At 67.0% G+C, this 26,466-nt stretch carries 25 protein-coding genes and 1 pseudogene; 15 read left to right on the forward strand and 11 right to left on the reverse strand.

The genetic code is table 11. The annotated features are described in order from the left end of the window. The first annotated feature begins 44 nt into the window (after nt 1-44). The 4 genes from ACJH6H_RS17885 to ACJH6H_RS17900 all read left to right on the forward strand — a co-directional run bounded on the left by ACJH6H_RS17885 (nt 45) and on the right by ACJH6H_RS17900 (nt 4,924). On the forward strand, nt 45-1,157 hold the full coding sequence (locus ACJH6H_RS17885) for an ATP-binding protein (protein ID WP_406775495.1): 1,113 nt from the start codon (nt 45-47) through the stop codon (nt 1,155-1,157). A gap of 3 nt (nt 1,158-1,160) precedes the next feature. After that, nucleotides 1,161-2,246 carry a MarR family transcriptional regulator gene (locus ACJH6H_RS17890; RefSeq protein WP_406775469.1) on the forward strand — a complete coding sequence of 362 codons (1,086 nt, stop codon included), beginning with the start codon at nt 1,161-1,163 and terminating at the stop codon, nt 2,244-2,246. 126 nt (nt 2,247-2,372) lie between these two features. Further along, entirely contained in the window at nt 2,373-2,987 is a 615-nt protein-coding gene (locus ACJH6H_RS17895) for a TetR/AcrR family transcriptional regulator (protein ID WP_406775470.1), read from the forward strand. 68 nt (nt 2,988-3,055) lie between these two features. Continuing rightward, nucleotides 3,056-4,924, forward strand: a complete 1,869-nt coding sequence (locus tag ACJH6H_RS17900) for an alpha/beta fold hydrolase (protein ID WP_406775471.1) — start codon at nt 3,056-3,058, stop codon at nt 4,922-4,924. 70 nt (nt 4,925-4,994) lie between these two features. Here the strand turns inward: ACJH6H_RS17900 and sucD are convergent, their stop codons facing one another. Together sucD and sucC are read right to left on the reverse strand one after the other, a co-directional pair. Beyond that, nucleotides 4,995-5,897: a succinate--CoA ligase subunit alpha gene (gene sucD / locus ACJH6H_RS17905; protein WP_020099021.1), complete on the reverse strand. Its 903-nt coding sequence runs from the start codon at nt 5,895-5,897 to the stop codon at nt 4,995-4,997. A gap of 15 nt (nt 5,898-5,912) precedes the next feature. Continuing rightward, nucleotides 5,913-7,076 carry an ADP-forming succinate--CoA ligase subunit beta gene (sucC, locus tag ACJH6H_RS17910; protein ID WP_133426605.1) on the reverse strand — a complete coding sequence of 388 codons (1,164 nt, stop codon included), beginning with the start codon at nt 7,074-7,076 and terminating at the stop codon, nt 5,913-5,915. 269 nt (nt 7,077-7,345) lie between these two features. Here sucC and ACJH6H_RS17915 point away from each other — a divergent pair, with 269 nt between their 5' ends. Beyond that, nucleotides 7,346-8,440: a M23 family metallopeptidase gene (locus ACJH6H_RS17915; protein WP_133426604.1), complete on the forward strand. Its 1,095-nt coding sequence runs from the start codon at nt 7,346-7,348 to the stop codon at nt 8,438-8,440. A 3-nt stretch (nt 8,441-8,443) separates the two neighbouring features. Beyond that, nucleotides 8,444-9,181 carry a hypothetical protein gene (locus tag ACJH6H_RS17920; RefSeq protein WP_406775472.1) on the forward strand — a complete coding sequence of 246 codons (738 nt, stop codon included), beginning with the start codon at nt 8,444-8,446 and terminating at the stop codon, nt 9,179-9,181. Between the two features lie 66 nt (nt 9,182-9,247). Here ACJH6H_RS17920 and pcrA read toward each other — a convergent pair whose 3' ends face one another. Continuing rightward, nucleotides 9,248-11,587, reverse strand: coding sequence for a DNA helicase PcrA (pcrA, locus tag ACJH6H_RS17925; RefSeq protein WP_406775473.1), 2,340 nt, complete (start codon nt 11,585-11,587; stop codon nt 9,248-9,250). 232 nt (nt 11,588-11,819) lie between these two features. On the opposite strand from pcrA, the gene ACJH6H_RS17930 reads away from it, so the two are divergent. Beyond that, complete coding sequence (locus ACJH6H_RS17930) at nt 11,820-12,113, forward strand: chorismate mutase (protein WP_020099016.1); 294 nt, start codon at nt 11,820-11,822, stop codon at nt 12,111-12,113. A 201-nt stretch (nt 12,114-12,314) separates the two neighbouring features. Here the strand turns inward: ACJH6H_RS17930 and ACJH6H_RS17935 are convergent, their stop codons facing one another. After that, entirely contained in the window at nt 12,315-13,763 is a 1,449-nt protein-coding gene (locus ACJH6H_RS17935; RefSeq protein WP_406775474.1) for an NAD-dependent succinate-semialdehyde dehydrogenase, read from the reverse strand. A 50-nt stretch (nt 13,764-13,813) separates the two neighbouring features. Here ACJH6H_RS17935 and pgi point away from each other — a divergent pair, with 50 nt between their 5' ends. Then, a complete protein-coding gene (gene pgi, locus ACJH6H_RS17940; protein WP_346416129.1) occupies nt 13,814-15,490 on the forward strand; it encodes a glucose-6-phosphate isomerase in 1,677 nt (558 codons plus the stop codon). A 51-nt stretch (nt 15,491-15,541) separates the two neighbouring features. Here pgi and ACJH6H_RS17945 read toward each other — a convergent pair whose 3' ends face one another. Next, complete coding sequence (locus ACJH6H_RS17945; RefSeq protein ID WP_346416128.1) at nt 15,542-16,291, reverse strand: SDR family oxidoreductase; 750 nt, start codon at nt 16,289-16,291, stop codon at nt 15,542-15,544. Nucleotides 16,292-16,351: 60 nt separating this feature from the next. On the opposite strand from ACJH6H_RS17945, the gene ACJH6H_RS17950 reads away from it, so the two are divergent. After that, complete coding sequence (locus tag ACJH6H_RS17950; RefSeq protein WP_346416127.1) at nt 16,352-16,897, forward strand: chorismate mutase; 546 nt, start codon at nt 16,352-16,354, stop codon at nt 16,895-16,897. Between the two features lies 1 nt (nt 16,898). Here ACJH6H_RS17950 and ACJH6H_RS17955 read toward each other — a convergent pair whose 3' ends face one another. Both ACJH6H_RS17955 and ACJH6H_RS17960 read right to left on the reverse strand, forming a co-directional pair. Next, nucleotides 16,899-17,372, reverse strand: coding sequence for a zinc finger domain-containing protein (locus tag ACJH6H_RS17955; RefSeq protein ID WP_346416179.1), 474 nt, complete (start codon nt 17,370-17,372; stop codon nt 16,899-16,901). 147 nt (nt 17,373-17,519) lie between these two features. After that, nucleotides 17,520-17,762 (reverse strand): annotated as a pseudogene (locus ACJH6H_RS17960) (DNA-formamidopyrimidine glycosylase family protein); the annotation flags it as partial. A gap of 40 nt (nt 17,763-17,802) precedes the next feature. Here ACJH6H_RS17960 and ACJH6H_RS17965 point away from each other — a divergent pair. Then, on the forward strand, nt 17,803-19,587 hold the full coding sequence (locus ACJH6H_RS17965) for an FUSC family protein (RefSeq protein ID WP_406775475.1): 1,785 nt from the start codon (nt 17,803-17,805) through the stop codon (nt 19,585-19,587). Nucleotides 19,588-19,638: 51 nt separating this feature from the next. Here the strand turns inward: ACJH6H_RS17965 and ACJH6H_RS17970 are convergent, their stop codons facing one another. Next, a complete protein-coding gene (locus ACJH6H_RS17970; protein WP_318987171.1) occupies nt 19,639-20,034 on the reverse strand; it encodes a phage holin family protein in 396 nt (131 codons plus the stop codon). Further along, nucleotides 20,031-20,777 (reverse strand): precorrin-6A synthase (deacetylating), encoded by a 747-nt coding sequence (cobF, locus tag ACJH6H_RS17975; protein WP_406775476.1) that lies wholly within the window; start codon nt 20,775-20,777, stop codon nt 20,031-20,033. Before cobF ends, ACJH6H_RS17970 begins: the two co-directional genes overlap by 4 nt. Nucleotides 20,778-20,892: 115 nt before the next feature. Here cobF and ACJH6H_RS17980 point away from each other — a divergent pair, with 115 nt between their 5' ends. Together ACJH6H_RS17980 and ACJH6H_RS17985 are read left to right on the forward strand one after the other, a co-directional pair. Next, entirely contained in the window at nt 20,893-22,089 is a 1,197-nt protein-coding gene (locus ACJH6H_RS17980; RefSeq protein ID WP_406775477.1) for a diiron oxygenase, read from the forward strand. 59 nt (nt 22,090-22,148) lie between these two features. Next, the gene (locus tag ACJH6H_RS17985) at nt 22,149-23,024 is read left to right on the forward strand and encodes an LLM class flavin-dependent oxidoreductase (protein WP_060999358.1); all 876 of its coding nucleotides are present in this window, start codon (nt 22,149-22,151) and stop codon (nt 23,022-23,024) included. Between the two features lie 6 nt (nt 23,025-23,030). Here the strand turns inward: ACJH6H_RS17985 and ACJH6H_RS17990 are convergent, their stop codons facing one another. Both ACJH6H_RS17990 and ACJH6H_RS17995 read right to left on the reverse strand, forming a co-directional pair. Then, complete coding sequence (locus tag ACJH6H_RS17990; protein WP_318987167.1) at nt 23,031-23,390, reverse strand: DUF5709 domain-containing protein; 360 nt, start codon at nt 23,388-23,390, stop codon at nt 23,031-23,033. A 100-nt stretch (nt 23,391-23,490) separates the two neighbouring features. Beyond that, entirely contained in the window at nt 23,491-24,651 is a 1,161-nt protein-coding gene (locus tag ACJH6H_RS17995; RefSeq protein ID WP_346416124.1) for an acyl-CoA dehydrogenase family protein, read from the reverse strand. 93 nt (nt 24,652-24,744) lie between these two features. On the opposite strand from ACJH6H_RS17995, the gene ACJH6H_RS18000 reads away from it, so the two are divergent. From ACJH6H_RS18000 to rnhA, 3 genes are read left to right on the forward strand one after another with little or no spacing between them, the layout of a single operon-like run. Further along, nucleotides 24,745-25,323 carry a TetR/AcrR family transcriptional regulator gene (locus ACJH6H_RS18000; RefSeq protein ID WP_020099003.1) on the forward strand — a complete coding sequence of 193 codons (579 nt, stop codon included), beginning with the start codon at nt 24,745-24,747 and terminating at the stop codon, nt 25,321-25,323. Further along, nucleotides 25,320-25,952 (forward strand): glyoxalase, encoded by a 633-nt coding sequence (locus ACJH6H_RS18005; protein ID WP_346416123.1) that lies wholly within the window; start codon nt 25,320-25,322, stop codon nt 25,950-25,952. The genes ACJH6H_RS18000 and ACJH6H_RS18005 overlap by 4 nt, the downstream gene beginning before the upstream one ends. Next, nucleotides 25,949-26,425: a ribonuclease HI gene (gene rnhA / locus ACJH6H_RS18010; protein ID WP_212813016.1), complete on the forward strand. Its 477-nt coding sequence runs from the start codon at nt 25,949-25,951 to the stop codon at nt 26,423-26,425. Before ACJH6H_RS18005 ends, rnhA begins: the two co-directional genes overlap by 4 nt. Nucleotides 26,426-26,466 lie beyond the last annotated feature (41 nt).

A 26,466-nucleotide genomic window follows, 5' to 3' on the forward strand; every position in this document is an offset into this window, starting at 1 on the left:
CTAATTCGACGTACAATTGCCAGATGAATTGGCCCATCAGACCCATGTCCCTCGTGGTCGGCGGCGTCGTCCCGCCCGAGAACGTGGTGGGCCGCGTCCGCGAACAGCAGGAAATCCTGGCCAGCCTGCCCGACGGTGGCGCTGCCCTGGTCGGCGATCGCCGGCACGGCAAGACGTCGCTAGCCCGACTCGTCGCGCACACCGCGCGCCTGCAGGGCTTGAACGTCGTCTCGGTCAGCGCCGAGCGGCAGACCTACGCCGAGTTCGTCACGGCTCTCGCCGCCGAGCTCGGCCGCGTCGACAACGCCCTTCGCCAGGAGGTCGACCGCTGGAAGGTCGCGGTGGGCACCGGGCCGTTCAAGTTCGAGCGGGTGCGCGCCGACGCCGCTCTCGACGATCTGCTGCAGCGCGCCGTCGCCCGCACCAAGGACGGCCCATTGGTGCTGTTCATCGACGAGGTCACCGTGCTCGCACGCAACCTCGAACGCGAAAAGCCCGGCGGCGGAGACGCGTTTCTGCACCTGCTGCGCCGCTTCCGCCAGGAACACTCCGGACGCCTGGCCACCGTCCTCTCCGGTTCCATTGGCTTCCACCATGTCTCGGAAGACGCGCTCAGCTCGGTCAACGACATCCGCAAGGTCACGGTCGGCCCGATCCGCCACGACCACGCCACCTACCTCGCCGAGTGCCTGCTGCTCGGCGTGAACGTCCCGACCACCGACCGACATCTGGTCGCGGAATCCATTGCGGCGGCGGCAGAGAACGTGCCGTATTACATCCAGCACCTGGTCGCGGGCGCGGCACGAGAAGGGTCCGTCAAGCCGGACCGCATCGCGGAGCTACTGTCCGCCGCCATCACCGATCCGCACGACCCCTGGGACCTGCGGCACTACCGCGACCGCCTGCGCAACTACTACGGCGACGACGCCCCCGCCATCGCCGGACTGCTCGACATCTACGCCCACGCCCCAACTCCGTTGAGCGTCAACGCAACACTGCAGTTCCTCAAAACCGAGGGCTCACCCATCACCGATCGCGACCAGCTGGTGTCCTTCATCGAGCGCCTCGAGCAGGACCACTACCTGCGCCGCGTCGGCGACGACGACTGCTTCGCCTCCGGCCTGGTGCAGTCGGCATGGCGAGCCATGAGGCGGTAGGCCATGACCCACCCTGCGTTCTCACCCAGCACCGTCGACCCCGACGAACTCGACGCCCGCACCGTCGGCCGCGGGCCCCTGCTGAAGCGGTTGACGGATCGCATCGTCAGCTCCGCGCAGGACGGCTCCCGGCCGCACACCTTGCTCATCGCACCTCGCGGCGCCGGTAAGACCCACACGCTTCGGGTCGCGATCCATCGCGCGCTGAAACATCGCAAGGCCGCCAAAGCCACACTGCTGCTGACACTTCCCGAGGACGCCCTGGCCATCGGCAGCTATCCGGACCTGCTCGTCGAACTGCTGCGCACGCAGGGCCCGGAAACACTCGGACGAGCCCAGGAGCTTCGCGGCGACGCACTGGAGCTGGAACGGGAAATCCTCGACCTGGCCGCCGGCCGTATGGTGCTGGTCGCGATCGAAAACGCCGACCGCATCTTCGATGCCATCGGCGAGGCGGGCCAGGGCAGTTTTCGCGCCTGGGTCGAAACATCCACCGCCGTCTTGGTTTTCGCGACGGCGCCGGCGCTGTTCCCGGCAGTCTCGTCCCGCACCCACCCGTGGTACGGCTCGTTCATCATCGAGGAACTACCCGACCTCGCGGACACTGACGTCGCCGAGTTCCTCACGCAGCACGCCCGCGCTCGCGGATTGGCCTCGTACGTCGAGACTTCCGAGGGGCGGACCAAGATCGGCGCGACGGCCCAGATCATCGGCTGGTCACCGCGTAACTGGCAGATCATCGCCGAGACCGTCGACCGCGCCGCACTGGAAAGCGTCACTCCCGCTGCCGACGCGGTATTGGAACAGCTGACGCCGCATTATCAGCAGTTGTTGTGGCAGCTTCCGGCCGGCGAACAACGCCTGATCGTCGAACTGGCCCGCGCCGACGGCGCCCGCACTGTCACCGATCTCTCTGCTGCCGTGGGCATTTCGAACCAGTCGGCGTCAGCGGCGCTGGGCCGCCTCACGGCCGGCGGCTGGGTCCACGCCGCCAAAGCGGACTCCGGCGACCGTCGCGCCACCTGGTACGACCTCAGCGATCCACTGCTCCGGCACTACGTGCACTACCGCGAGCGCCGCCAGCACTGACGCCGCGCACGTGCCCCGGAGCGCGCACATGCCGGAGGCGCGATCAGCGGCCACCACCCAACTCCTTGACGAACTTGTCACTTAGTGACACAGTCGAACTGTCACTAAGTGACAGGAGGGAGGGCAATGAGCGACAAACAGGAGCAGGCACGGCTTGCGGTGTCGCGCATTGCCTGTGCCCTGTTCTGGGAGCGGGGCGTCGCCGGAACGAGCGGTGACGACATCGCCGCGGCCGCCGGACTCTCCACCCGCACCATCTGGCGCTATTTCCGCAGTAAGGAGAGTTGCGTCGAACCCCTGCTCGCCAAGTCAGCCGACCGGTTCGTAGCGAGCGCCCGGCGCTGGCCGCACGAACTGTCGTTATCGGAACACCTTGCGGCAGATGCCATTGCGCACCCGCTGTCACCGCAGGACATCGAGGACGAGCTCAGCGCGATCCGGCTGGCAACCATGACGGAATCCGACCCTGCCCTGCGCACCGCGTATCTGATGGTCCATGACCGCATGGAACGGGGACTCATCCCGGTCATCGCCGACCGATTGGGTTTACCCGACGACGATCTCACCGTCCGCCTGTGCGCGGCGGCAGTCACAGGCGCCTTCCGAGTCGTCGATGAAGACGTGAGCAGGGCAATCGTGGTCGATGGCAAGAAAGTCAGCCAGGAAGAGGCGCTGGCGCTCATGGACCGGGCGATCCGCGAAGCCACCAACGGCAGGCTGGGCGGCCCGGTCAAACACTGAAAAACCCATATCCCTCACGAGCCGGCGATGCCGGCCCGGCGAACAAGCTTGTCCTAGAAAGGATTCCCATGGCGCTACCCGAACTCATTTCTGTCGAAGACCTTTTCAGCGCACCCGAACGCACGGCGGCGACGATCTCACCCGACGGAACCAGGATCGCGTACCTGGCACCGTGGAAGAACCGTCTGAACGTCTGGGTACGGGACGTCGACGACGACGCGACGGCGCGGTGCGTCACGGCCGACGAAACGCGCAGTGTGTACATCTACCGGTGGACCGACAATCCACGATGGATGCTCTATATGCAGGACACCGGCGGTGACGAGAACTGGCATGTGTACCGCATCGACCTGGAGAACCCGGATACGCCTGCGGTGGATCTGACCCCGTTTCCCGGTACGCGAGCGAGTTTCGAACTGCCCAAGAGGCTGCCGGGGAAAGCCATCGTGCAGATCAACAACCGCAATCCCGAACTGTTCGATGTCTACGAAATCGACATTGCCACAGGCGAACTCACGCTGCGCGCGGAGAATCCCGGCAACGTCGTCACCTGGCTGAGCGGGCCGAGCGGCGACCTGTTCACCAACACGCTGACCGCGGAAGGCGACGTCGAGATCTCGCATTGGGACCCGGCCAGGAGCACGCTACGTCCGGTCAAGGTCTATGACGGCAGCGATTACCCGCTGGGCATCGTCCCGGTCACCGTCACGCCGGACGGCAAGGGCATCTGGCTCCCCTCGTATGAGGACAGGGACAAGTCTCGCCTGGTCGTGGTCGACGTCGCTGACGGCACTGAGACCGAGATCGACAGCCACCCGACATTCGATCTGGGCAACCAGATGGTCCTCCCGTCGCCGTTCATCCTCAGCCAGCGGACCGGCGATCTGATCGGCGTCCGCTACTACGGCGAACGTCAGGTCATCCACCCGCTGGACCCGAATTTCGCTGCGGTGCTGGAGAATTTGGTCAAACTGTCGGACGGCGACCTCGCCAACGTCTCTTCCGACGACAGCGGTCAGCGGTGGGTGGTCAGCTTCACCCATGACCGTGATCCGTGGGCCACCTATCTCTACGACCACTCGACCGGCGAAAGCCGGTTGCTGTTCCGGCCGTACGCGCGTCTGGACCCCGATGCGCTCGCCCCGATGACACCCGTGACCATCACGTCGCGCGACGGGCTGGACCTGCACGGGTATCTGACGCTGCCGGTCGGGATCGAACCGCTCGGCCTGCCGTTGGTCCTGCTGGTCCACGGCGGCCCGTGGGCGCGCGACTGCTGGGGCTTCCAACCCGATGTGCAGCTGCTGGCCAATCGCGGATATGCGGTGCTGCAGGTGAACTTTCGCGGCTCGACGGGCTACGGCAAGGCCTTCACCAAGGCCGCGATCGGCGAATTCGCGGGCAAGATGCACGACGACCTGATCGACGCCGTGGACTGGGCCGTCAAGCAGGGCTACGCCGATCGGGACAAGGTGGCGATCTACGGCGGCTCGTACGGAGGTTACGCCGCGCTGGTGGGCGTGACGTTCACCCCGGACGTGTTCGCGGCAGCCATCGACTACGTCGGGATCTCCAGTCTCGCCAACTTCATGCGCACCCTGCCCAACGTGGCCCGGCCCTTTCTTGCCACCAACTGGCACACGTACGTGGGCGACCCCAGCGACCCTGCGCAGGAAGCCGACATGCTGGCCCGCTCCCCCATCACCAGGGTGGATCAGATCCGCACACCACTGCTGGTTATCCAGGGCGCCAACGACTCTCGCGTCGTGCAAGCAGAATCCGACAACCTCGTCGAGGCATTGCGCGCCCGCGGAGTCGCGGTCGAGTACATGGTCAAGGCCGACGAAGGACACGGATTCCTCAACCCCGACAACCAGATCGATATGAACCATGCCGTCGAGCGCTTCCTCGCCCGGCACCTGGGCGGCCGCGTCTGATCACGCATTCGCCGCGAAACACAACAGGCCCCCACCAGAAAGGTGGGGGCCTGTTGTGCAGAAAAAGAAATTACAGCGACTGCAGGATCTCGCGAGCCAGCGCAGCGGTGGCCGACGGGGTCTTGCCGACCTTGACGCCGGCAGCCTCGAGGGCTTCCTGCTTGGCGGCGGCGGTGCCCGACGAACCCGAGACGATGGCGCCGGCGTGGCCCATGGTCTTGCCCTCCGGAGCGGTGAAGCCCGCGACGTAGCCGACGACCGGCTTGGTGACATTGGCCTTGATGTAGTCGGCGGCACGCTCTTCGGCGTCGCCACCGATCTCGCCGATCATCACGATGACCTTGGTCTCGGGGTCCTTCTCGAACGCCTCGATGGCGTCGATGTGGGTGGTACCGATGACCGGGTCGCCGCCGATGCCGATGGCGGTCGAGAAGCCGAAGTCACGCAGCTCGTACATCATCTGGTAGGTCAGGGTGCCGGACTTGGAGACCAGACCGATCGGGCCCTTGCCGGTGATGTTGTTCGGCGTGATGCCGACCAGCGCCTCACCGGGGGTGATGATGCCCGGGCAGTTGGGGCCGATGATGCGGGTCTTCTGACCCTTCTCGACGTTGTAGGCCCACGCGTAGGCGCTGTCCTGCACCGGGATGCCCTCGGTGATGACAACCAGCAGCGGGATCTCGGCGTCGATGGCCTCGATGATGGCGTCCTTCGAGAAGGCCGGCGGCACGAAGGCGATCGACACGTCGGCGCCGGTCTCCTTCATGGCCTCGGCCACCGTGGCGAACACGGGCAGCTCGATGTCGTTGCCGTCCTTGTCGACGTGCGAGACCTTGGTGCCGGCCTTGCGGGCGTTGACGCCACCGACGACCTGGGTGCCGGCCTTCAGCATCAGCTTGGTGTGCTTGGTGCCCTCACCGCCGGTGATGCCCTGGACGATGACCTTGGAATCCTTGTTCAGGAAGATAGACATAAGTTGTTGGCTCCCTTACTTGTTCGCCAGCTCGGCGGCTTTGTCGGCACCGGAGTCCATGGTCTCGGCCTGGATCACCAGCGGGTGGTTGGCCTCGGCCAGGATGCGGCGGCCCTCTTCGACGTTGTTGCCGTCGAGACGGACGACCAGCGGCTTGTTGGCCTCGTCGCCGAGCATTTCCAGGGCCTTGACGATGCCGTTGGCGACGGCGTCACACGCGGTGATGCCACCGAAGACGTTGACGAAGACGCTCTTGACCTGGCTGTCGCCGAGGATGACGTCCAGACCGGCGGCCATCACCTCGGCCGAGGCGCCACCACCGATGTCCAGGAAGTTGGCGGGCTTCACGCCGCCGTGGTTCTCACCGGCGTACGCGACGACGTCCAGCGTCGACATGACCAGGCCGGCACCGTTACCGATGATGCCGACCTCGCCGTCGAGCTTGACGTAGTTGAGGTCGTGCTCCTTCGCCTTGAGCTCGAGCGGGTCGGTGGCTTCCTTGTCCTCGAACTCGGCGTGGCCGGGCTGACGGAAGTCGGCGTTGGCGTCCAGGGTGACCTTGCCGTCGAGGGCGAGAATCTGGTCGTCGGGGGTGCGAACCAGCGGGTTGACCTCGACCAGGGTGGCGTCCTCGGCGACGAAGACCTCCCACAGCTTCTGGATGGTCACGGCTGCGGCGTCGAGCACCTCGGCGGGCAGGTGGCCCTTCTCGGCGATCTCGCGGGCGAAGGCCAGGTCAACGCCCTTGACGGCGTTGACGGGAACCTTGGCGAGACGCTCCGGCTTGGTGGCGGCGACCTCTTCGATCTCCATGCCGCCCTCGACAGAGCACATGGCCAGGTAGGTGCGGTTGGCGCGATCGAGCAGGAAGGAGATGTAGTACTCCTCCGCGATGTCGCTGGCCTCCGCGACGAGCAGCTTCTTGACGATGTGGCCCTTGATGTCCAGACCGAGGATGTTCTGCGCGTGCGTGAGGGCGTCCTCCGGGGTGGCGGCGTACTTCACGCCACCGGCCTTGCCACGGCCACCGACCTTGACCTGCGCCTTGATCATGACGGGCTTGCCGATCTCTTCGGCGATCGCCTTGGCGTCATCGGCGGACTCGGTGACCCGGCCCGGTGTAGTAGGGACGTTGTGCTTGGCGAACAGCTCTTTCGCCTGGTACTCGAAGAGATCCATGAGCTCTGAGAAATCCCGTTCTGTCTGCGTTGACGGTTGAATTCACTTCAGCATTGGGCCGCACTGGCTCGCTCGGCACTTTAGCCACGTACTAATGAGTAGCCAGCACCGCCTACTACCCATGTGGTACATCTCACCTGAGAGCAACCAGTGAGGCAAATCACAGTTCCCGGCCAATGACATCTATAGGTTGCCAATCGGTTCTGATTTTCAGTACCGTCATGGGCGGTCTCGGTAACGGTACGGTCACGGAGCAAAGGAATTTTCGGTTGGCTGAGCACGATTCGTCGGTAACTCCCCTCGGAGAGGCGACGAACGCCGGCAACACTGAGAACGCTGCCCGCACCACCATCAAGCTATCCCGCGCTGTGAGCCCTGCTGAAGTGACCGACATCATCCCGTTCAACGAGTTCGGTGACCTGCACGATCTGGACCTCTCCGAGAGCGCGTTCGACCGCGATTCCCGCGTCAACGCCGCCCCCGAGCTCGACGATCTGAACGACACCGACGACGAGACTCCCCTGACTCTGACTGTTCCGGCCGAATTCCGGCAGCCCGAGGGCGCGCAGCGCCTCTCCGCGAGCGCCTACCGCGACAGCCACACCGACACCAGCAACGGTCTCGACGACACGGACGTCATCGACCTGCGCGCGAGCCGTGGCACCCATCGCAAGCCTGAGCCCGTCAATGGCGTGAAGGGCCGCCTGGTCGCCGCCGCCATGGCCGTCGGCGCCACCGCTGCCGCCGGGTACTCGATGATGACCAGCGCCGACCAGCCGACCAGCACGAAGCTGGCCGCTGACCAGGTCGTCCGCGCGGACGGGTCGACCGGCTCCTCAGACGGCATCCAGATCGTCAACGTCGAACCCGCCGCCGCGTCCGGCGCGGTGCACGCCCAGGAGCTCGCCAACGGCGCGGCGTTCGCGCAGGAACGCGCCGAGCGCGAAGCCCGGCTGGCCCGCCCGCTGTTCGTGATGCCGACCAAGGGCGTGTTCACCTCCGGCTTCGGTTACCGCTGGGGCGCGTTGCACGGCGGTATCGACATCGCCGGCCCGATCGGTACGCCGATCGTCGCCGTCTCCGACGGCGTCGTCGTCGCTGCAGGCCCGACCGCTGGTTACGGCGCGTGGGTCAAGGTCCGTCACTCGGACGGGACCGTCACGCTGTACGGCCACGTCAACACCTGGGTCGTCTCGGTCGGCCAGCGGGTTTTCGCCGGCGACCAGATCGCCACCATCGGCAACCGCGGCAACTCGACCGGCCCGCACTGCCACTTCGAGGTGCTCATGGGCGGCAGCCAGCGCATCGACCCCGTGCCGTGGCTGGCACAGCGTGGCCTGAGCCCGGGTAACTACGTCGGCTGATCCGTGACGGACAACAACGCCGACGGGCCAGCCCAGACGCATTCGTCCGACCCCACCCAATCTTTCGGACGTCACTCTGACGACGAACCCAGAACGGGGTTGATCCGGCGCGCGCCGACGGGAGCCTTTCCCGTCGCTGACGCACCGCCCACCAGCATCATCCGCCGCACGCCCACTGGTTCGATACCCGTCGTCGACGCTCCTCAAACGAGTGTCATCGAGCCCGCGACCGGTCTCATTCCCGTCGAGCCCGCGACCGGCCTGATCCGGGCCGAGGATGCCCCCGCGACCACGTTCATCCCGGCCTCGGGCCCCGCTCCGGCAGCGGCTCCCGCTCCCGAGTCGGCTTCGACGCCGGCGCCGAAGCCACCGCCCGGGCCGTTCGCCGCCTGCGCCACTGCCACGGCCTGCATCTTGAGTGGCTGGGCGACGGCCGTCATCGCCACTTCACTGATCGCCGGGTGGTGGCGCACCGATCCGCTGTTCTGCGTCGCCATCGGCTTCCTCGCCGCCGTCGGCTGCGGCGCCACCATCGGCGGGCAGATCGCCGTCCTGCTGCGGCGCCGCACGGGCCGGGTCGTGGTGGTGGTCGGCGCCTTGGTGACGCTGGTGATCTTCGCCAGTTTGTTCGTCGCCGGGGCCAAACTGCCGCCGATCGTCTACGGCATCCCGGTGCTGCCGATCGCCAGCATGGTGCTCGCGATGCTGCCCGTTACCGGCCGCTGGTGCACCAAAACCTGACGCGCCGAAGCGAATCCGGCTAAAAATCAGCGAGATCGCACCGTCCGACTTTCGCGCGCGCCGACGCTAAAGCTTCTGTACCGGAGCGTGGTTGTGCATCAGTTTGACCCGGCCGGAGCTGCCGAAATCGATGAGCGACATGGCCGATTCGCCGACACCACTGACCTCCTCGACGCGGCCCAGGCCGTACTTGTCGTGCGTGACACGGTCACCTGGCGAGAGCACCACCAGCGGCTTGTTGCGGTTCGGCGCCGGCCGCATGGGCGACGGACGTCCACCACCGAGACCACCGCCCGATCCGCCGGACCCGTAGCCTCGCGGCGCCGACAGCGATGGTGGCGGCTCGACGCGGCGCCAGTCGATGAGCTCCTGCGGAATCTCCTGCAGAAAGCGCGATTCCGGGTTGAGCATGGGCTGCCCCCACGACGAGCGCACCTTGGCGCGGCTGAGGTACAGCCGCTGGCGCGCCCGGGTGATGCCGACGTACGCCAGCCGACGTTCCTCGGACAGTTCGGTCGGGTCGCCGAGGGCGCGCATGTGCGGGAACATGCCGTCTTCCCAGCCGGTCACGAAAACCACGGGGAATTCGAGGCCTTTGGCGGTGTGCAGCGTCATCATCGTGACGACGCCGTCGCCGTCCTCGGGGATTTCGTCGGCGTCCGCCACCAGCGAGACCCGTTCCAGGAAGGCGGCCAGCGCTCCGGTGTCGGGCACGTCCTCGTCCAGTTCCTCTTCCTGCAACGCCTGTGCGTTGGCGAGGTCGGTGCTGAATTCGTGTGCGACGCTGACCAATTCGTTCAGGTTGTCGAGCCGCGCCTGGTCCTGCGGGTCGCTGGACGCTTCCAGTTCGCGGCGGTAGCCCGTGCGGTCCAGCACCGTCTCCACCAGGTCACCCAGCTCGCCGTCGAGCCCGCCGCGCAGGCTGTCCATGAGCTCGACGAAACTGGCGATCGCCTTCTCCGAGCGGGAGTTCAGCATCGGCACCCGGCCCTCGGCGGCGGCCTGCAGCGCGTCACTGAAGCTGGCGCCGGTGTTCTCCGCGTACACCGCCACGCAGGCCTCGGCGCGGTCACCGATGCCGCGGCGGGGGGTGTTGAGGATGCGCCGCAGGCTCACCGCGTCGCCCGGATTGTCCAGCACCCGCAGGTACGCGACGATGTCGCGAATCTCCTTGCGCTCGTAGAAGCGCATGCCCCCGACGACTTTGTACGGGATGCCGGCCCGGATGAAGATGTCCTCCACGGACCGCGACGAGTTGTTGGTGCGGTAGAACACCGCGATGTCGCCGTAGCTGTACTTGGTGTCGATACCGCTGCCCTTGGTGGTCAGCGTGTCGATCTCCTCGGCGATGAACCGTGCCTCGTCGTGTTCGTTGTCGGCGACGTAGCCGACGATCAGCTCGCCCTCACCGGCGTCGGTCCACAGCTTCTTGTCGCGGCGTCCGGCGTTGCGGCTGATGACGCCGTTGGCGGCCGACAGGATGTTCTGCGTGGAACGGTAATTCTGTTCCAGCAGAATGGTTTTCGCATTCGGGAAGTCGCGCTCGAAATCCTCGATGTTGCGGATCGTCGCGCCGCGGAACGCGTAGATGGACTGGTCGGCGTCACCCACGACGCACAGTTCGGCGGGCGGGACGTCGTCGGCGCCTCCGGGCGCGTGGTGCCCGACGAGCTCGCGCACCAGCACGTACTGGGCATGGTTGGTGTCCTGATACTCGTCGACCAGGATGTGCCGGAAGCGCCGCCGGTAGTACTGCGCGATCTGCGGAAAGCTCTGCAGCACAGCGACGGTCTCGCCGATCAGGTCGTCGAAGTCCATGGCGTTCGCCGCCCGCAGCCGGCGCTGGTATTCGCCGTAGACCTCGGCGACGATCTTCGGCAGGTCCTCGTCGGCCTCCGACGCCTCCGAGGCCGCCTGCAGCGGGTCTATCAGTTCGTTCTTCAGGTTCGAGATCGCGGTCGCCAGCATGCGCGGCGAGTACCGCTTGACGTCGAGGCCCAGGTCCTTGCCCACCATCATCAACAACCGGCGCGAGTCGTCGGCGTCGTAGATGGAGAAGTTGGAGTTCAGCCCCGGCAGCAGCGAGGCCTGGTTCCGGAGGATGCGGACGCAGGTGGAGTGGAACGTCGACACCCACATGGACTTGGCGCGGGGACCGATCAACTGGACGACGCGCTCACGCATCTCGGCGGCGGCCTTGTTGGTGAACGTGATGGCCAGGATCTGGCCGACGCCGACATCGCGGTTGGCCAGCAGGTAGGCGATGCGCCGGGTCAGCACCGCGGTTTTGCCCGAGCCGGCGCCGGCCACGATCAGCAGCGGCGAACCCTCGTGCAGAACCGCTGCACGCTGCTGCGGGTTGAGGCCGTCCAGAAGCTGATCGATGTCGGGGGCTGTGCTCGTCATATCAGCTCAAACTTACCGCCGGGGTGCGACAAGCCACGCATTTCCCCGGTCGCTTCAGTCGCCTCTTTGCGCTGGCACCGGCCGGGATGGCACACTCGGAACGTGCTCAATGCGCAGCAGCGATTTTTCTACGGGTACCGGACGCCGGTACCCGGGGTTTAGCTGCTTCCCTTCAGCCCCGTGGTCCGCATCCGGATCCGGGGCTCGTTTGTTGTGTGAGGCCTGAATTCGGATGACACCAGAATCCACCAACAGCGAGGAAACCATGTCGACCGAAACTGAACTCCCCAACATCGACGAGCTCCGCCTGGAGATCGACGAGTTGGACGCCACCATCCTTGCGGCCGTCGCCCGTCGCACCGAGGTCTCCAAGATGATCGGCAAGGCCCGCATGGCCTCCGGCGGCACCCGGCTGGTGCACAGCCGTGAGATGAAGGTCATCGAGCGCTACAGCGAGCTGGGCCCCGAGGGCAAAGACCTCGCCATGCTGCTGCTGCGTCTCGGCCGCGGCCGCCTCGGCCACTGACCTCCGCTCACTGACCAAACTTCCCGCGAGCGGCCGTGTCTGTACGGCGACACACCGACTTCGATGTGTGGTTTGCGCACTGTCGCGGCCGGTGAGCGGCCCCATTTGTACAAGCAACCACGGCGTGTTGCGTACAGACACGGCCGCTCGCGCCAAGGGTGAGAGGCGCCAAGGGTGAGAGGCGCCAAGGGTGAGGGGTGCCTAGGGAGTCAGGGCGATGTACTTGGTGTCGAGGTACTCCTCGATGCCTTCGGTGCCGCCTTCGCGGCCGAAGCCTGACGACTTCACCCCGCCGAACGGCGCCGCCGGGTCCGAGATGACGCCCCGGTTGACGCCGACCATGCCGGACTCCAGCGCCTCGGACACCCGCAGCGCCCGGTCGAGCGATTGCGTGTAGATGTAGGCCGCCAGACCGTACTCGGTGTCGTTGGCCGCGGCGATCGCCTCGTCCTCGGTGTCGAATCCCGTCACGGGAGCGACGGGCCCGAACACCTCCTCCCGGAGGATGCGGGCATCGGCAGGGACGTCCGCCAGGACCGTCGCGGGATAGAAGTAGCCCGGACCGCCCGGGGCGGTGCCCCCGACGGCGACGGTCGCGCCGCGAGACACCGCGTCGGACACCAGGTCGGTGACGGTGCCGAGCTGCTTGGCGTTGATCAGCGGGCCGAGCGTCGCGGTCTCGTCCAAGCCGTTGCCGAGCGTGAACTCGCTCATCCGCTGCACCAGCTTCGTGGTGAACTCCTCCCGCACCGCGTTGGCGACGTGGAAGCGGTTGGCCGCCGTACAGGCCTCGCCGCCGTTGCGCATCTTGGCGAGGATCGCGCCGTCGACGGCGGCATCGATGTCGGCGTCGTCGAACACCAGGAACGGCGCGTTGCCGCCGAGTTCCATCGACATGCGCAGCAGCTTCTCGCCGCCCTGCTGTACCAGCGCCCGGCCGACGCCCGTCGACCCGGTGAAGGTCAGCTTGCGCAGCCGGCCGTCGTTGATCAGCGCGGCGGTCAGTTCACCCGGACTGGTGGTCGGCAGCACGGACAGCACGCCCTTGGGCAGCCCGGCGTCGGCCATCAGTTTGGCCAGCAGCAACATGGTCAGCGGGGTTTCGGCGGCGGGCTTGACCACCATGGTGCAGCCCGCCGCCAGGGCCGGGCCGATCTTGCGGGTGCCCATGGCCAGCGGGAAGTTCCACGGCGTCACCGCGTAACACGGGCCGACGGGCGACTTGGTGACGACGATGCGCCCGGTGCCGGCCGGGCTCGGGGTGTAGCGGCCGCCGATGCGGACGGCCTCTTCGGCGAACCAGCGGAAGAACTCGGCGCCGTACTTGACCTCGCCGCGGCTCTCGGCGAGCACCTTGCCCATCTCGAGCGTCATCAACGTCGCGAGATCCTCGGCGCGGGCGGTGATGGTCTCGAACACCGACCGCAGGATTTCGCCACGCTCACGGGGCGGGGTTGCCGCCCACTCCTTTTCGACAGCCTCCGCGGCGTCGAGTGCGGCGATGCCGTCCTGCGGCGCGGCGTCGGCGACGCGGACGATGACGTCCTCGGTAGCCGGGTTGAGCACTTCGAACGTGGATTGACCGGCGCGCTCCTCACCGCCGATCCAGAGGCCAGTTGGGACAGACGACAACAACGCGGCGATGTCCATACACCCATCATGTACGGCGGCGTTTCCTACGTCACACTAGGGTTTGAGGCATGGCTGATCAGACTCCCGCTGCCGACATCACGACCACCTCAGCCTGGAAGGCGCTCAGCGCGCACCACGCCGCGGTCGAGGCGACCACGCTGCGCGAGTTGTTCGCCGACGACCCGGACCGCGGCCGGGAGCTGACGCTGACCGTCGGCGATCTGTACATCGACTACAGCAAGCACCGCGTGACCAGGGAAACCCTTGCCCTGCTGCTCGATCTGGCCCGTGCGGCCGGCCTTGAGGAGCGGCGCGACGCCATGTTCGCGGGACAACACATCAACACCTCCGAGGACCGCGCCGTGCTGCACACGGCGCTGCGGCTGCCCCGCGGCGCCTCGTTGGTGGTCGACGGTCAGGACGTGGTCGCCGACGTGCACTCGGTACTCGACGAGATGGGCACCTTCACCGACCGGCTGCGCAGCGGTGAGTGGACCGGGGCCACCGGGCAGCGCATCACGACGGTCGTCAACATCGGGATCGGTGGTTCCGACCTGGGCCCGGTGATGGTCGACCAGGCCCTGCGCCATTACGCCGACGCGGGCATCACGGCGCGGTTCGTGTCGAACGTCGACCCGGCCGACCTGGTGGCCAAGCTCGACGGACTCGACCCTGCCACAACGCTTTTCATCGTCGCCTCCAAGACGTTCTCGACGTTGGAAACGCTGACGAACGCCACCGCCGCCCGGCGCTGGCTGATTGAAGGACTGGGCGACGGGGCTGGATCGGAGGCCGTCGCCAAGCACTTCGTCGCGGTGTCGACCAACGCAAAGCTGGTGTCCGAGTTCGGCATCGACACTGCGAACATGTTCGGCTTCTGGGATTGGGTCGGCGGCCGCTACTCCGTCGACAGTGCCATCGGGCTGTCGGTGATGGCCGTCATCGGCAAGGAGCGCTTCGGCGAATTCCTGGCCGGCTTCCACCTGGTCGACGAGCACTTCCGCACCGCGCCACTGGAGGCGAACGCGCCGGCGCTGCTCGGGCTCATCGGCCTGTGGTACTCGGATTTCTTTGGCGCACAAGCCCGTGCGGTGCTCCCCTACTCCAACGACCTGGCCCGGTTCGCCGCCTATCTGCAGCAGCTGACCATGGAGTCCAACGGCAAATCGGTGCGCGCCGACGGCACTCCGGTGAGCACCGATACCGGCGAGATCTTCTGGGGTGAACCGGGAACCAACGGCCAGCACGCCTTCTACCAACTGCTGCACCAGGGCACGCGGCTGGTGCCGGCCGATTTCATCGGCTTCAGCGAGCCGACCGATGATCTGCCCACCGCCGACGGCACCGGCAGCATGCACGACCTGCTGATGAGCAATTTCTTCGCCCAGACCCAGGTGCTCGCGTTCGGCAAGACCGCCGAGGAAATTGCCGCCGAAGGCACCCCTGCTGCCGTCGTCCCGCACAAGGTGATGCCGGGAAACCGGCCCACCACTTCGATTTTGGCGACCAAGCTGACGCCGTCGGTGGTCGGACAGTTGATCGCGCTGTACGAGCACCAGGTGTTCACCGAAGGCGTCATCTGGGGCATCGACTCGTTCGATCAGTGGGGTGTCGAGCTCGGTAAGACGCAGGCCAAGGCCCTGCTGCCGGTCATCACGTCCGACGCCGCGCCCGCACCGCAGTCCGACAGCTCCACCGACGCCCTGGTGCGCCGCTACCGCGTCGAGCGCGGCCGCGTTTCCTAGGGATTTGTGCACGAAAATCCGCGGCCGGCGCGGAAAATCGTGCACAAATCCCTAGGCGAAGTACTTGGTGAACCGCGGCGGCACCAGCTTCATCACCTCGACCAGCGGCCACCACGGCCAGCCGGGGACGACGGCGCGGCCCTTCTCCTTCTCGATGGCGTCGACCATGGCCTTCACACCGGTCTCGTTGTCGACCATGAGCATCGTGGAGCCGGCTTTCGCGGTCATCTCCGACTCGATGTAGCCGGGCTCGAGGACCGTGATCTTGATGGGTCCGGACGGGTACTCGGCACGCAGCGACTCACCCAGCGACGTGACGCCGGCCTTGCTCGCGGCGTACGCGGCCTTGAACCCGGGCACCCCGACGTTGCCGAGCACCGACGACACCAGGACCAGATGGCCGCGGCCCGTGGCCTTGAACATCTCCAGTGCCGTTTCGATCTGCACCAGCGCCGCAACGAGATTCGTCTCGATGGTCACCTTGTTGGCCCACAGCTTGCCGCCGCCCAGCGGGTAGCCCTTGCCGATGCCGGCGTTGACGATGACGCAGTCGATACCGCCCAACTGATCGGACAGTTCCTCGAACACCTTGGGCACCTGGTCGTGGTCGTTGACGTCCAGCGCCGCGATGGCCACCGTCACCCCGGGATACTGCGCCGTCAGTTCGGCCTTCAGTTCTTCGAGGTTGTCCAGCCGGCGGGCACACAGCGCGAGGTCGCGGCCCTTGGCGGCGAACTGCCGGGCCATACCGGCGCCCAGGCCCGAGCTCGCGCCGGTGATGAGGATCTTCTGCCGAGTCATGCCTGCAGCGTAACCAACTCGACACCTGTCAAGAAAGGTTGCATGGTGCAGGATCGAAGGATGAAGCTCGCCGCCCTGTTGGTTGCCGCCCTGGGCATGACGTGGCTGCCCCTCGCCCACGCCGACGACGATCAGCTGTTCCGGCTGGTTGACACCGCCGCCCAGCGGCTGCAGACCGCCGATCCGGTGGCCGCCGTCAAGTGGATCAGCGGCGGCTCGATCGAGGACCCCGCGCGAGTGGAACAGGTACTGAATGCGGTCGGCGCCCAGGCCACCGCGTCCGGTGCCGACCCGGTGTTCGTGCGGCAGGTGTTCACCGATCAGATTCACGCCACCGAGGGCATCGAGTACCTGCGGTTCAGCCAGTGGAAGTTCGATCCGGCCGCGGCTCCCACCACCGCCCCGGATCTGTCCGAATCCCGCACGGCGATAGACGGTTTCAACCGCACCATGGTCGCCGAGCTGGCGGCACACCAGAGTGTCCTGCACGGCCCTGGATGCCCGGGTGCGGTGGACGCCGCTCGAACACAAGTCACCGAGCAACGGCACCTCGACCCGCTGTACCAGCAGGCACTGGTGACGGCGACCAAGAACTACTGCAACTGAATCACTTGAGCAGCTTCGACATCCGCCGGTCGGCCAGCACCTTGCCGCCGGTCTGGCACGTCGCGCAGTACTGAAAAGACTTGTCCGCGAAGGACACTTCCCGGACGGTGTCACCGCAGACCGGGCACGGCAGCCCGGTGCGGGCGTGGACCCGGAGCCCAGAGCGCTTCTCCCCCTTGAGGGTTGCCGCCCCCTGTCCGACCGATCGGGTCACCGCATCGGTGAGCACCGAGATCATCGCGTCGTGCAGCGCACTCAGTTGTTCGGGCGTCAGTTTGCCCGCGGTCGCGAACGGCGAAAGTTTGGCCACGTGCAGAATTTCGTCGCTGTAGGCGTTGCCGATCCCGGCGATCACGCGCTGATCGGTGATGACGTTCTTGATCCGGCCAGTGTTGCCGGCCAGCACCGCTGCCAACTCCGCCGGCCCGAGCGACAGCGCGTCCGGCCCCAGCGTGGCGATCTGCGGCACGGCCAATGGGTCGTTCACGAGCCACACCGCCAGCCGCTTCTGGGTGCCCGCCTCGGTGAGGTCGAAACCCGGTGCCTCACCCGGCTTTCCGAGATGCACCCGCAGCGCGATCGGGCCCTTGCCCGGTTTCAGCGGCGCGGCCGCCAGCTTCTCCGACCAACGCAGCCAGCCCGCCCGTGACAGGTGGGTGATCAGGTGCAGGTCGCCGACCTGCAGGCCCAGGTACTTGCCCCAGCGGTTGGCACCCGTCACCTCCTTGCCGTACAACGCCGTCGGCGGCGGGTCGAAGGTCTTGAGCACCGACAGAGCGGAGACGTCGACGCGGCCCACCGGCAGTCCGACCGCATGACGACGCAGGTGATCGGCGAGCGCCTCGACCTCGGGAAGTTCCGGCATGGGTTCAGGCTAGCGACTGGATGTACCGCATGCTGTACACATGGCAGACCGCTCGGCGCCCGCCCCGGCCACCAATCCGCTGCGACGCATGCTGGTCATCAACAGCGTGCCGCGTCGCTGGCCGTTCGCACTGCGGGCGTCGATCTGCATGGTGGTGCCGATTCTCGCCGGGTGGGCGGCAGGAGACGTGCCGGCCGGGCTGGTCGCCACCATCGGTGGTTTCACCTCGCTGTACGGCAGCGGACGGCCGTATCTCAACCGCGCGATGTATCTCGGCGCCATCGCGGTCTCGTTCGCGGTGGTCGTGGCGCTCGGCGACTGGGCGGCAGCAACCCCGTGGTCGGCGGTTCTCGTGGTGAGCGTCATCGCGATGGCCACCGTACTGATCTGCCAGGCCCTGTCGGTCGGACCGCCCGGCGCGTACATGCCCGTCCTGGCGTGCGCGGCGGCGGTCGGGATCGCGGCCGAGCACCTGAGTCCCTGGCGGCTGGGTGCGCTGGTGCTGGCCGGCGGCGCGTTCGCCTGGGTGGTGCACATGGCCGGCGTACTGGTCCGCCCCCGCGGGCCCGAGCGCGCTGCGGTGGCCGGTGCCGCCGAAGCGGTGGCCACCTACATCGAAACGTCTTCGCCCGATGCGCGGCACCGCGCCGCTCAACTCTTGCACGAAGCGTGGATCACGCTCGTCACGTTCCAGCCGGTGCACCCCAAGCCTGACGACACCCTGTATCGACTGCGGATGACGAACCGCCGACTACATGTACTGTTCGCCGAGGCCATGGCTGCCGCCGATCACGGCCGGCCGCTGTCCGTCGACAGCGCCGCACTGGCCCGGCAACTGGGCACGGTGCCCGACGACATCGGCGGCAGTTTCGCGGGCCTGATCCCGCTCGGGCGGCCGTCCGTCGCGACGCTGCTGCGCCGGGCGATGACGCCGGGGGCTCCCCCGCTGACCGCGGCCCTGCGCACCGCGGTCGCCGTCGCGATCGCCGGAACCGTCACCGTCGGCCTGAACATGGACCACGCGTACTGGGCGATGGCGGCGGCAGTGCTGATGCTGCACCAGGGCTTCGACTGGCGGCGCACGGTGCAACGCGGCCTCGAACGCACCCTGGGCACGTGGCTCGGCCTGGTGCTGGCCGGGGGCATCTTGATCGCGGCACCGGGTGGACCGTGGCTGGCCCTGATCGTCGGTACGTTGCAGTTCGTCATCGAGATGTTCGTGGTGCGTAACTACACCGTCGCGGTCATCTTCATCACGCCCGCGGCCTTGACCATCGCGTCGGGCGGACACCACATCGCCGACGTGCCCGCCATGCTGCTCGCCCGCGGTATCGACACCGTGATCGGTTGCGCGGTGGCACTTCTGGTGTTGTGGGTGACGCGGCGCGGCCATCCCGCGGCGCGCCCCGCCGAGTCGATCGCGGCCACGCTGGATGCGGTCGCGGTCGTGGTCGGACATCTGGCCGCAGGTCAGGTGACCACCGATCACGCCCGCAACGACCGTCGCGATCTGCAGGTACGGGCGATGGCCATGCTTCCGGTGTACGACACCGCCATCGGCGGATCGAGCCGCAGTCGGGTTGCGGCAGAACGACTTTGGCCGATCATCGTCGCAACCGAGCAACTGGCCTACCGCACACTCGCCACTGCATGGGCCACGGAGCAGTCCGAAGCACCGTTCACCCCCGCCGACGCCCAGCGACTGACCGCGACGCTCGGCGATCTGGCCGACGCGGTGCGCACCGGACGGCCGGCAGCCGAGATCACCGAGCCACCGGCGTTCGGCGCCAACGAGTTACACGCGATCCGGGCGTCCCTGACGTAGGGATTTGTGCACGTTTTTCCGCGGTCGGCGCGGAAAAACGTGCACAAATCCCTAGCTCTCGATGGCGCGCTGCACCAGACCCAGCGCCCAGCCGACGATTGACAGCAGGATCGCCGCCCAGATCGCCGTGAACCAGAACTGGTCGATCCCCAGGCCCCAGTGGGTGGTGTTCTCGGTGATCCACGAGGTGATCCACAGCATCCAGGCGTTGATGACGATGTGGATGAGGCCGAGCGTGAGGATGTAGAGCGGGATCGCGAACAGCTGCACGATCGGCTTGATGATGGCGTTGACCAACCCGAAGACGAACGCCACCACCAGGATGATGCCGACCCGCTCGAGTTGGCCGGCGCCCACGGGGAAGACGAAGTAGATCCCCGACACCATGCGCGTGACCAACCACAACGCCAGGCCGGTCAACCCAGCACGAACCAGCAGCGATTTCATGCTGTCGATTCTGCCCGCAGCAGGTAGGTGTCCATGATCCAGCCGTGCCGCGCCCGGGCGTCGGCCCGCTCCCGCGCGATGCGTTCCCCGACCTCGCCGACGGTCCCGGCGATCAGCATCTCGTCCGGGGTGCCGAGGTAGGCGCCCCACCAAATCCGCGTCTGCGGTGGGCATTCCAGGAACGAGCACTCGCCGTCGAGCATCACCACCGCGGCCCCCGCCAGCCCGTGCTCACGCAGCTGACGCCCCGTCGTGATGAGCACCGGCTCGCCAATGTCGTTGAGCGGGATGCGATGTCGAGCGGTGAGCGCCTGGATGGCGGTGATGCCGGGGATGACGTCGAACTCGAACTCGACGTGTTCGGCGACGCGGTCCAGGATGCGCAGCGTGCTGTCGTAGAGCGACGGGTCGCCCCACGCCAAAAAGGCGCCCACGCCATCCGGCCCCAGTTCGGTCTCGATGGCCTGCGCCCACAGCCGGGCCCGCGCGGCATGCCATTCGGCGACGGCCTCGTGGTACTCGCGATCTTTGGCCCGCTTGGGATCGGGCAGTGCCACGAACCGGTAGCCGGGGTCTTCGATGAAGCGCTCGCAGATCAGCCGGCGCAGCGCGACGAGATCGTCCTTGGTGTCGCCTTTGTCCATCGCGAAGAACACCTGCGTGTCGTTGAGCGCCGCGATGGCTTGGGCGGTGACGTACTCCGGGTCGCCGGCGCCGATACCGATGACGTGGATTGTGCGCATCCGCGAAGGCTAGCGGCCTGCGGCGGCCGCAGTTTTATCCAGTACCGCAGGTATTGACTACCTCTGGTATCGGACGTAGCTTCGGATTACGGACACTTTCGAAGGGATGTCAACGATGACAGCTTCGGTCAAAGGCCAGACGACGCGCGCGGAATTCGCCGAACGCCTGCTCAAAGGCTCGGTACGCAAGTCTTACGCGCCGATCGTCGACATCGACTGGGACGCGCCGATCGACCCGGACAAGTACTTCCTGCCACCGAAGGTCGTCTCGCTGTACGGCACCCCGATCTGGGAAGCGATGAGCCGGGCCGAGCGGATCGAGCTCTCCCGCCAGGAACTGGTGAACACCCTGTCGGCCGGCATCTGGTTCGAGAACATCCTCAACCAGGCCCTGCTCCGCAAGGCGATGCATCAGGATCCGACCGCGAGCGCCACGCACTACGAGCTGACCGAACTCGGCGACGAGACCCGGCACATGGTGATGTTCGGCAAGGCCATCGAGAAGGTGGGCGCCGACCCGGTGCGGCCCAAGTGGTACCAGCGCACGATCATCAACATGCTGCCGTTCGCCTTCCAGGGTTCGGTGCTGTGGGTGGCCGCACTGATCGGCGAGGAGATCTTCGATTCACTGCAACGCCAGATGATGGACGATCCCGAGCTGCAACCAATGGTGCAGCGGCTCATGCGAATTCACGTAACCGAAGAGGCCCGCCACATCCAGTTCGCCCGCGACGGCCTGCGCAAGCGCGCACCGGAGATGTCGTGGCCGAAGCGCTTCTGGATCGGCAACCTCAACGGTATCGGCGGCCTGTTCTTCCGGTTCCTGTTCACCAACAAGGTGCAGTACCGCCGCGTCGGACTGGACGCGCGCGCCGCGCGCCGGATGGCGCGGACGTCGCCGCACCGGATCGAGACACAGATCGCCGGGTTCGCGCCGCTCGCGTCGTTCCTGGAGGAAGTTGGACTCCTCGGCCCCATCGCACGGCGGATGTGGCGGCGGAGCGGCTTCCTGCCCGGCGGCAAGATTGCGCCGGCGACGCGCGCCGAGATCGCCGAACCCGAGGACCTGTACGACGGACCCGCCACCATCGACGGCCGCGACGTCCGGGTCCGGCTGGCCGGGCACCTCGATCCGATCGACGGCCAGTACCACTGGCGTGGAACGGTTTTCGAGACGCTCGACGAGCTGCCGCGCACGGCCGTCACCGTGGCGGTCGGCGAACGAACCGCGACGGCGCGCGTCACCGAGCGCAGCCAGCAGGGCGGCTACGCCATCAGCGGCGCCGGTTTGCCGCCGTTCCCGCTGACCTGACAACCACTGAATGGGCGGTACCCATTCCACAAAACTAGAACACGTTCTAGCATCGCTTCATGAGGTTCACCTACGCCGAAGCGATGACCGATCCGAAGTACTACATCCCGCTGGCCAAGGCGGCTGACGAAGCCGGCTACCACGCAATGACCATTCCGGACAGCATCGCGTACCCCTTCGAGTCCGACTCGTCCTACCCGTACACCGCCGACGGCAGCCGCGAATTCCTCGACGGCAAGTCGTTCATCGAGTCGTTCTCGCTGATCGGCGCCCTGTCGGCCGTCACGACCAAGCTGCACTTCAACATCTTCGTGCTGAAGCTGCCCATCCGGCCGCCGGCCCTGGTCGCCAAGCAGGCCGGGTCATTGGCCGCACTGTTCGACAACCGCCTGGGCCTGGGCGTCGGCACCAGCCCGTGGCCGGAGGACTACGAGGTCATGGGCGTGCCGTTCGCCCGCCGCGGCAAGCGCATGGATGAGTGCATCGACGTCATCCGCGGCCTGACCTCGGGCGACTACTTCGAGTACCACGGCGAGTTCTACGACATCCCCAAGACCAAGATGACGCCCGCGCCGACCAAGCCGGTGCCGATCCTCGTCGGTGGCCACGCCGACGCCGCTCTCAAGCGCGCCGCGCGCAACGATGGCTGGATGCACGGCGGCGGCGACCCGGCCGAGCTCGACCCGCTGCTGAAGAAGCTCGCGCAGTACCGCGAATCCGAAGAGCGCATCGGGCTGTGCGACGAGTTCCAGATTCACGTCATCTCGATCGACGGCTTCACCGTCGACGGCGTGAAGCGCCTCGAGGACAAGGGCGTCACCGACGTCATCGTCGGCTTCCGCGTGCCCTACATCATGGGCGAAGACACGCAGCCGCTCGATGAGAAGATCAAGCACCTGGAGATGTTCGCCGAGAACGTCATCGCCAAGGTCTGAGCGCGACTACTCGTCGATGACGTGGACCGCGGCCTCCTCGGCGGAGGCCGCGCTCCCGTCGATGCCGACGTCCCCGGCAAGCAGCTCACCGTCCTGCTCGCCGGCCACGAGCCGGCCGGACCGCTGGTCACCGACCTCGTCTTCGCCCCACTGCTCGTCGGGATCGTCACCCTCGTCAAGCTGCAGCGCCGGGTCCGGCTCTTCCTCGGCGAGCAGCTCGTCGAGGGTCTCTTGGTCCCGGGGCTCACGCCATTTGTCGGGCGGCACGTAGCCCTCGTCCAGCAGGTCGTCGACGCCGCGGTCGATCAGCATGTCCTCCTGCGTCAGCTGATCGTCATCCTCGTCGGTGTAATCGCCTGAGCTCATGGCCTCAGGATGCCACCGAACGGCGCCTTTGGCGAGGAGACACAGATGTCCCCGACACGTCAGGGCGTCAGGGACATCTGTGCACACTCCAGCAGCTGGATCACAGCGTGCGGCTGATGATCTCCTTCATGATTTCGCTTGTGCCGCCGTAGATCTTGTTCACGCGCGCCGCGGCGTAGGCCCGGCCGATCGGGTACTCCATCATGTAGCCGTACCCGCCGAAGAACTGCACACAGCGGTCGACGACGGCCACGGCCCGGTCCGCGGCGATCAGCTTTCCCATGGAGGCGATCGCCGGATCGTTGTCGCCGTCGATCAGCGACTGCACGCAGTAGTCCACCGTGGTCTTGATGGACAGCACCTCGGCCTTGAGCTCGGCGAGCTGGAATCGGTTGTGCTGGAAGTTGATCAGCGGTTTGCCGAAGGCCTCGCGCTGCTTGGTGTACTTGATGGCCTCCAGCACCGCGGCCTCGGCCATGCCGGCGCAGATCGATCCGATGACGAGCCGTTCGCGGGCCAGCTGCGACATCAGCTGGTAGAAGCCCAGACCTTCCTGCTCACCGAGCAGGTTGGTGACCGGCACGCGCATGTCGCTGAAGAACAGCTCGCGGGTGTCCTGGCCGTGCTGACCGACCTTCTCCAGCACCCGGCCGCGCTCGAAGCCCGGCAGGTCGTTGACCTCGGCGACGATCAGCGACACCCCGGCCGCGCCCTGCGTGGGATCGGTCTTGGCGACGATCACCACCATGTCGCACAGAGATCCGTTGGAGATGAAGGTCTTTGAGCCGTTGATGACGTAGTGGTCGCCATCGCGGATGGCGGTGGTGCGGACGGCCTGCAGGTCCGAACCAGTGCCCGGCTCGGTCATCGCGATGGCCAGCACCGTCTCGCCGCTGATGATCTTCGGCATCCAACGGGCCTTCTGCTCCGCGTTGCCGTAGGTGTCGATGTAGTGCGCCACGATCGGCGAGTGCACCGACCAGCCCGAGGCCGAATCATGAGCCAGCGCAAACTCTTCGGCCACCACGGCCGAGAAGCCGAAGTCACCGCCCGCGCCGCCGTACTCCTCGGGCAGGTCCAGGCCGAGCAGGCCGGCGTCGCCGAGCTTGTTCCAGAACTCGCGGTCGACCTGGTGGTTCTTGGCCCACCGCTCCTGGTTGGGCGTGGCCTCCTTGGCCAGGAACGCCGCCGCGTGCTGACGCAGCTCGCGGTGCTGATCGGTCTCCCAGCTGGCCCGGTACTTCGGGAAGAGCTCTGACATTGGTCCACCTCGCTAAATTCTGCGCGCTATACAACTGTATAGGCCCCTGTTCATGTGTACAGTACATTGATCCGGTTGCCGATGGGAGGTCTGATGGTTGATCCGAGGGCAACTGTCGACGACCTGACAGCCAAAGCGCGCATCCGCAACACCGCGCTGGACCTGTACGCCAAACACGGCGAAGACCGAATCTCGTTGCGCGCCATCGCCGCGGAGGCAGGCGTCGCGGTCGGGCTGGTGCAGCACCACTTCAAGACCAAGGCCGGCCTGCGGAACGCGGTGGACCAGCTGGTGGTCGACTACTTCGCGGGTGCGCTTGCCGAGGTGCCCGAAGACGCCTCCACCGCCGTGCGCGACGCCGCCGTCCGCGACATGCTGCGGGCCAATCCGGCGGTGGTCGACTACGTGCGCCGGGCCCTGCTGCAACCGAACGTCGCCGACAGCCACCTGGTCGACGTCATCGTCGACCTCACGCAACGCGAGGTCCGGGCGGCCCGCAAGACCGGTCGCGCCTCGACCACGCGCCGCGAGAACACCCAGGTCGTCGCCGTGCTCGCCCGGCAGATGGGCGAACTACTGTTGGCGCCCATGGTCGACGCGGTGTGGGCACGGGTGGCGCCGGATACGAAACCGCCACGACTCCGGGTGACGGTCGACGAGGCCGGGCAATGACCGTCAGCGTCGATGAATTCGAGGTCGCCGACCCCGCCGACGCGTGGACCGCGGCCGGCTTCACCGTCGAGCCGGACGGCGTATGCCGGGTCGGCGGCGTCCGTATGCGGTTGGTCGGACGCGAGCGTGGCACGGGCATCGTCGGATGGGCACTGCGCGGCGTGCCGTCCGACCAGCCGCTCGACGGCATCCCCACCACGCGATCGGACGCGCCGCCGCCGACGCCCGCCGAGCACCCCAACGGCGCGGTATCGGTCGACCACGTCGTGCTGCTGTCACCCGACTTGAAACGGACCGTCGCGGCGCTGGCGGCCGTCGACGTCCATCCGCGCCGCGAACGGGACGGCGAACTGGGCGGCCGGCCGATGCGGCAGATCTTCTTCCGGCTGGGCGAGGTGATCCTCGAGGTCGTCGGGTCGCCCGGCGCCACGGGCGACGGCCCGTCCACGTTGTGGGGCCTGACCTACGTCGTCGACGACATCGATGCCACCGCCGCCTTCTTCGCTGACCGCACCGCGCCCGTCAAACCGGCGGTGCAACCCGGACGCCGGATCACCACGCTGCGGCATCACGAATTCGGGATGTCGGTCCGCACGGCGATGATCTCGGCACCTATTCTCAGCCGATGAGCGACTCCGCTACCGACGACGTCGTGGTCATCCACACCGACGGCGGCTGCCGCCCCAACCCCGGCCCCGGCGGCTGGGGTGCGGTGCTGCGCATGCGCCATCACGTGCGCGAAATGTTCGGCGGCGAGGCCGGTGAAACCAGCAACAACCGCATGGAGCTGATGGCGCCGATCATGGCGCTCGAGGCGTTGACGCGGCCTGTCGTGGTGCACCTGCACACCGACAGCACCTACGTCCGCAACGGCATCACCAAGTGGGTGTACGGCTGGGAGCGCAACGGCTGGATGACGGCGTCGAAGCAGCCCGTGAAGAACGTCGACCTGTGGCAGCGGCTGCAGGCGGCCTGCGCCCGGCACCAGGTCGAGTGGTTCTGGGTCAAGGGGCACTCCGGCATCACCGACAACGAGTTGGCCGATCAGCTGGCGACGCGCGGGCTGGAAGAGGCCGTCGCCGCCGCACTCTGCCTGCCGTGATTTGTGCACGAAAATCCGCGCCTGCCGCGGAAAATCGTGCA

This window comes from Mycobacterium sp. SMC-21 (assembly GCF_045310825.1).
In the GTDB taxonomy this organism is placed as follows: domain Bacteria; phylum Actinomycetota; class Actinomycetes; order Mycobacteriales; family Mycobacteriaceae; genus Mycobacterium.

What these genes read in the sequence shown, in the direction of transcription:
- ACJH6H_RS17890 (WP_406775469.1), top strand. Translation starts at nt 1,161, where the DNA reads ATGACCCACCCTGCGTTCTCACCCAGCACCGTCGACCCCGACGAACTC.
- ACJH6H_RS17990 (WP_318987167.1), bottom strand. Translation starts at nt 23,390, where the DNA reads ATGAGCTCAGGCGATTACACCGACGAGGATGACGATCAGCTGACGCAG.
- ACJH6H_RS17945 (WP_346416128.1), bottom strand. Translation starts at nt 16,291, where the DNA reads ATGACTCGGCAGAAGATCCTCATCACCGGCGCGAGCTCGGGCCTGGGC.
- sucC (WP_133426605.1), bottom strand. Translation starts at nt 7,076, where the DNA reads ATGGATCTCTTCGAGTACCAGGCGAAAGAGCTGTTCGCCAAGCACAAC.
- ACJH6H_RS17985 (WP_060999358.1), top strand. Translation starts at nt 22,149, where the DNA reads ATGAGGTTCACCTACGCCGAAGCGATGACCGATCCGAAGTACTACATC.
- ACJH6H_RS17970 (WP_318987171.1), bottom strand. Translation starts at nt 20,034, where the DNA reads ATGAAATCGCTGCTGGTTCGTGCTGGGTTGACCGGCCTGGCGTTGTGG.
- ACJH6H_RS17930 (WP_020099016.1), top strand. Translation starts at nt 11,820, where the DNA reads ATGACACCAGAATCCACCAACAGCGAGGAAACCATGTCGACCGAAACT.
- ACJH6H_RS18005 (WP_346416123.1), top strand. Translation starts at nt 25,320, where the DNA reads ATGACCGTCAGCGTCGATGAATTCGAGGTCGCCGACCCCGCCGACGCG.
- rnhA (WP_212813016.1), top strand. Translation starts at nt 25,949, where the DNA reads ATGAGCGACTCCGCTACCGACGACGTCGTGGTCATCCACACCGACGGC.
- sucD (WP_020099021.1), bottom strand. Translation starts at nt 5,897, where the DNA reads ATGTCTATCTTCCTGAACAAGGATTCCAAGGTCATCGTCCAGGGCATC.
- ACJH6H_RS17935 (WP_406775474.1), bottom strand. Translation starts at nt 13,763, where the DNA reads ATGGACATCGCCGCGTTGTTGTCGTCTGTCCCAACTGGCCTCTGGATC.
- ACJH6H_RS17900 (WP_406775471.1), top strand. Translation starts at nt 3,056, where the DNA reads ATGGCGCTACCCGAACTCATTTCTGTCGAAGACCTTTTCAGCGCACCC.
- ACJH6H_RS17885 (WP_406775495.1), top strand. Translation starts at nt 45, where the DNA reads ATGTCCCTCGTGGTCGGCGGCGTCGTCCCGCCCGAGAACGTGGTGGGC.
- ACJH6H_RS17980 (WP_406775477.1), top strand. Translation starts at nt 20,893, where the DNA reads ATGACAGCTTCGGTCAAAGGCCAGACGACGCGCGCGGAATTCGCCGAA.
- ACJH6H_RS17965 (WP_406775475.1), top strand. Translation starts at nt 17,803, where the DNA reads ATGGCAGACCGCTCGGCGCCCGCCCCGGCCACCAATCCGCTGCGACGC.
- pgi (WP_346416129.1), top strand. Translation starts at nt 13,814, where the DNA reads ATGGCTGATCAGACTCCCGCTGCCGACATCACGACCACCTCAGCCTGG.
- pcrA (WP_406775473.1), bottom strand. Translation starts at nt 11,587, where the DNA reads ATGACGAGCACAGCCCCCGACATCGATCAGCTTCTGGACGGCCTCAAC.
- ACJH6H_RS17950 (WP_346416127.1), top strand. Translation starts at nt 16,352, where the DNA reads ATGAAGCTCGCCGCCCTGTTGGTTGCCGCCCTGGGCATGACGTGGCTG.
- cobF (WP_406775476.1), bottom strand. Translation starts at nt 20,777, where the DNA reads ATGCGCACAATCCACGTCATCGGTATCGGCGCCGGCGACCCGGAGTAC.
- ACJH6H_RS17895 (WP_406775470.1), top strand. Translation starts at nt 2,373, where the DNA reads ATGAGCGACAAACAGGAGCAGGCACGGCTTGCGGTGTCGCGCATTGCC.
- ACJH6H_RS17995 (WP_346416124.1), bottom strand. Translation starts at nt 24,651, where the DNA reads ATGTCAGAGCTCTTCCCGAAGTACCGGGCCAGCTGGGAGACCGATCAG.
- ACJH6H_RS18000 (WP_020099003.1), top strand. Translation starts at nt 24,745, where the DNA reads ATGGTTGATCCGAGGGCAACTGTCGACGACCTGACAGCCAAAGCGCGC.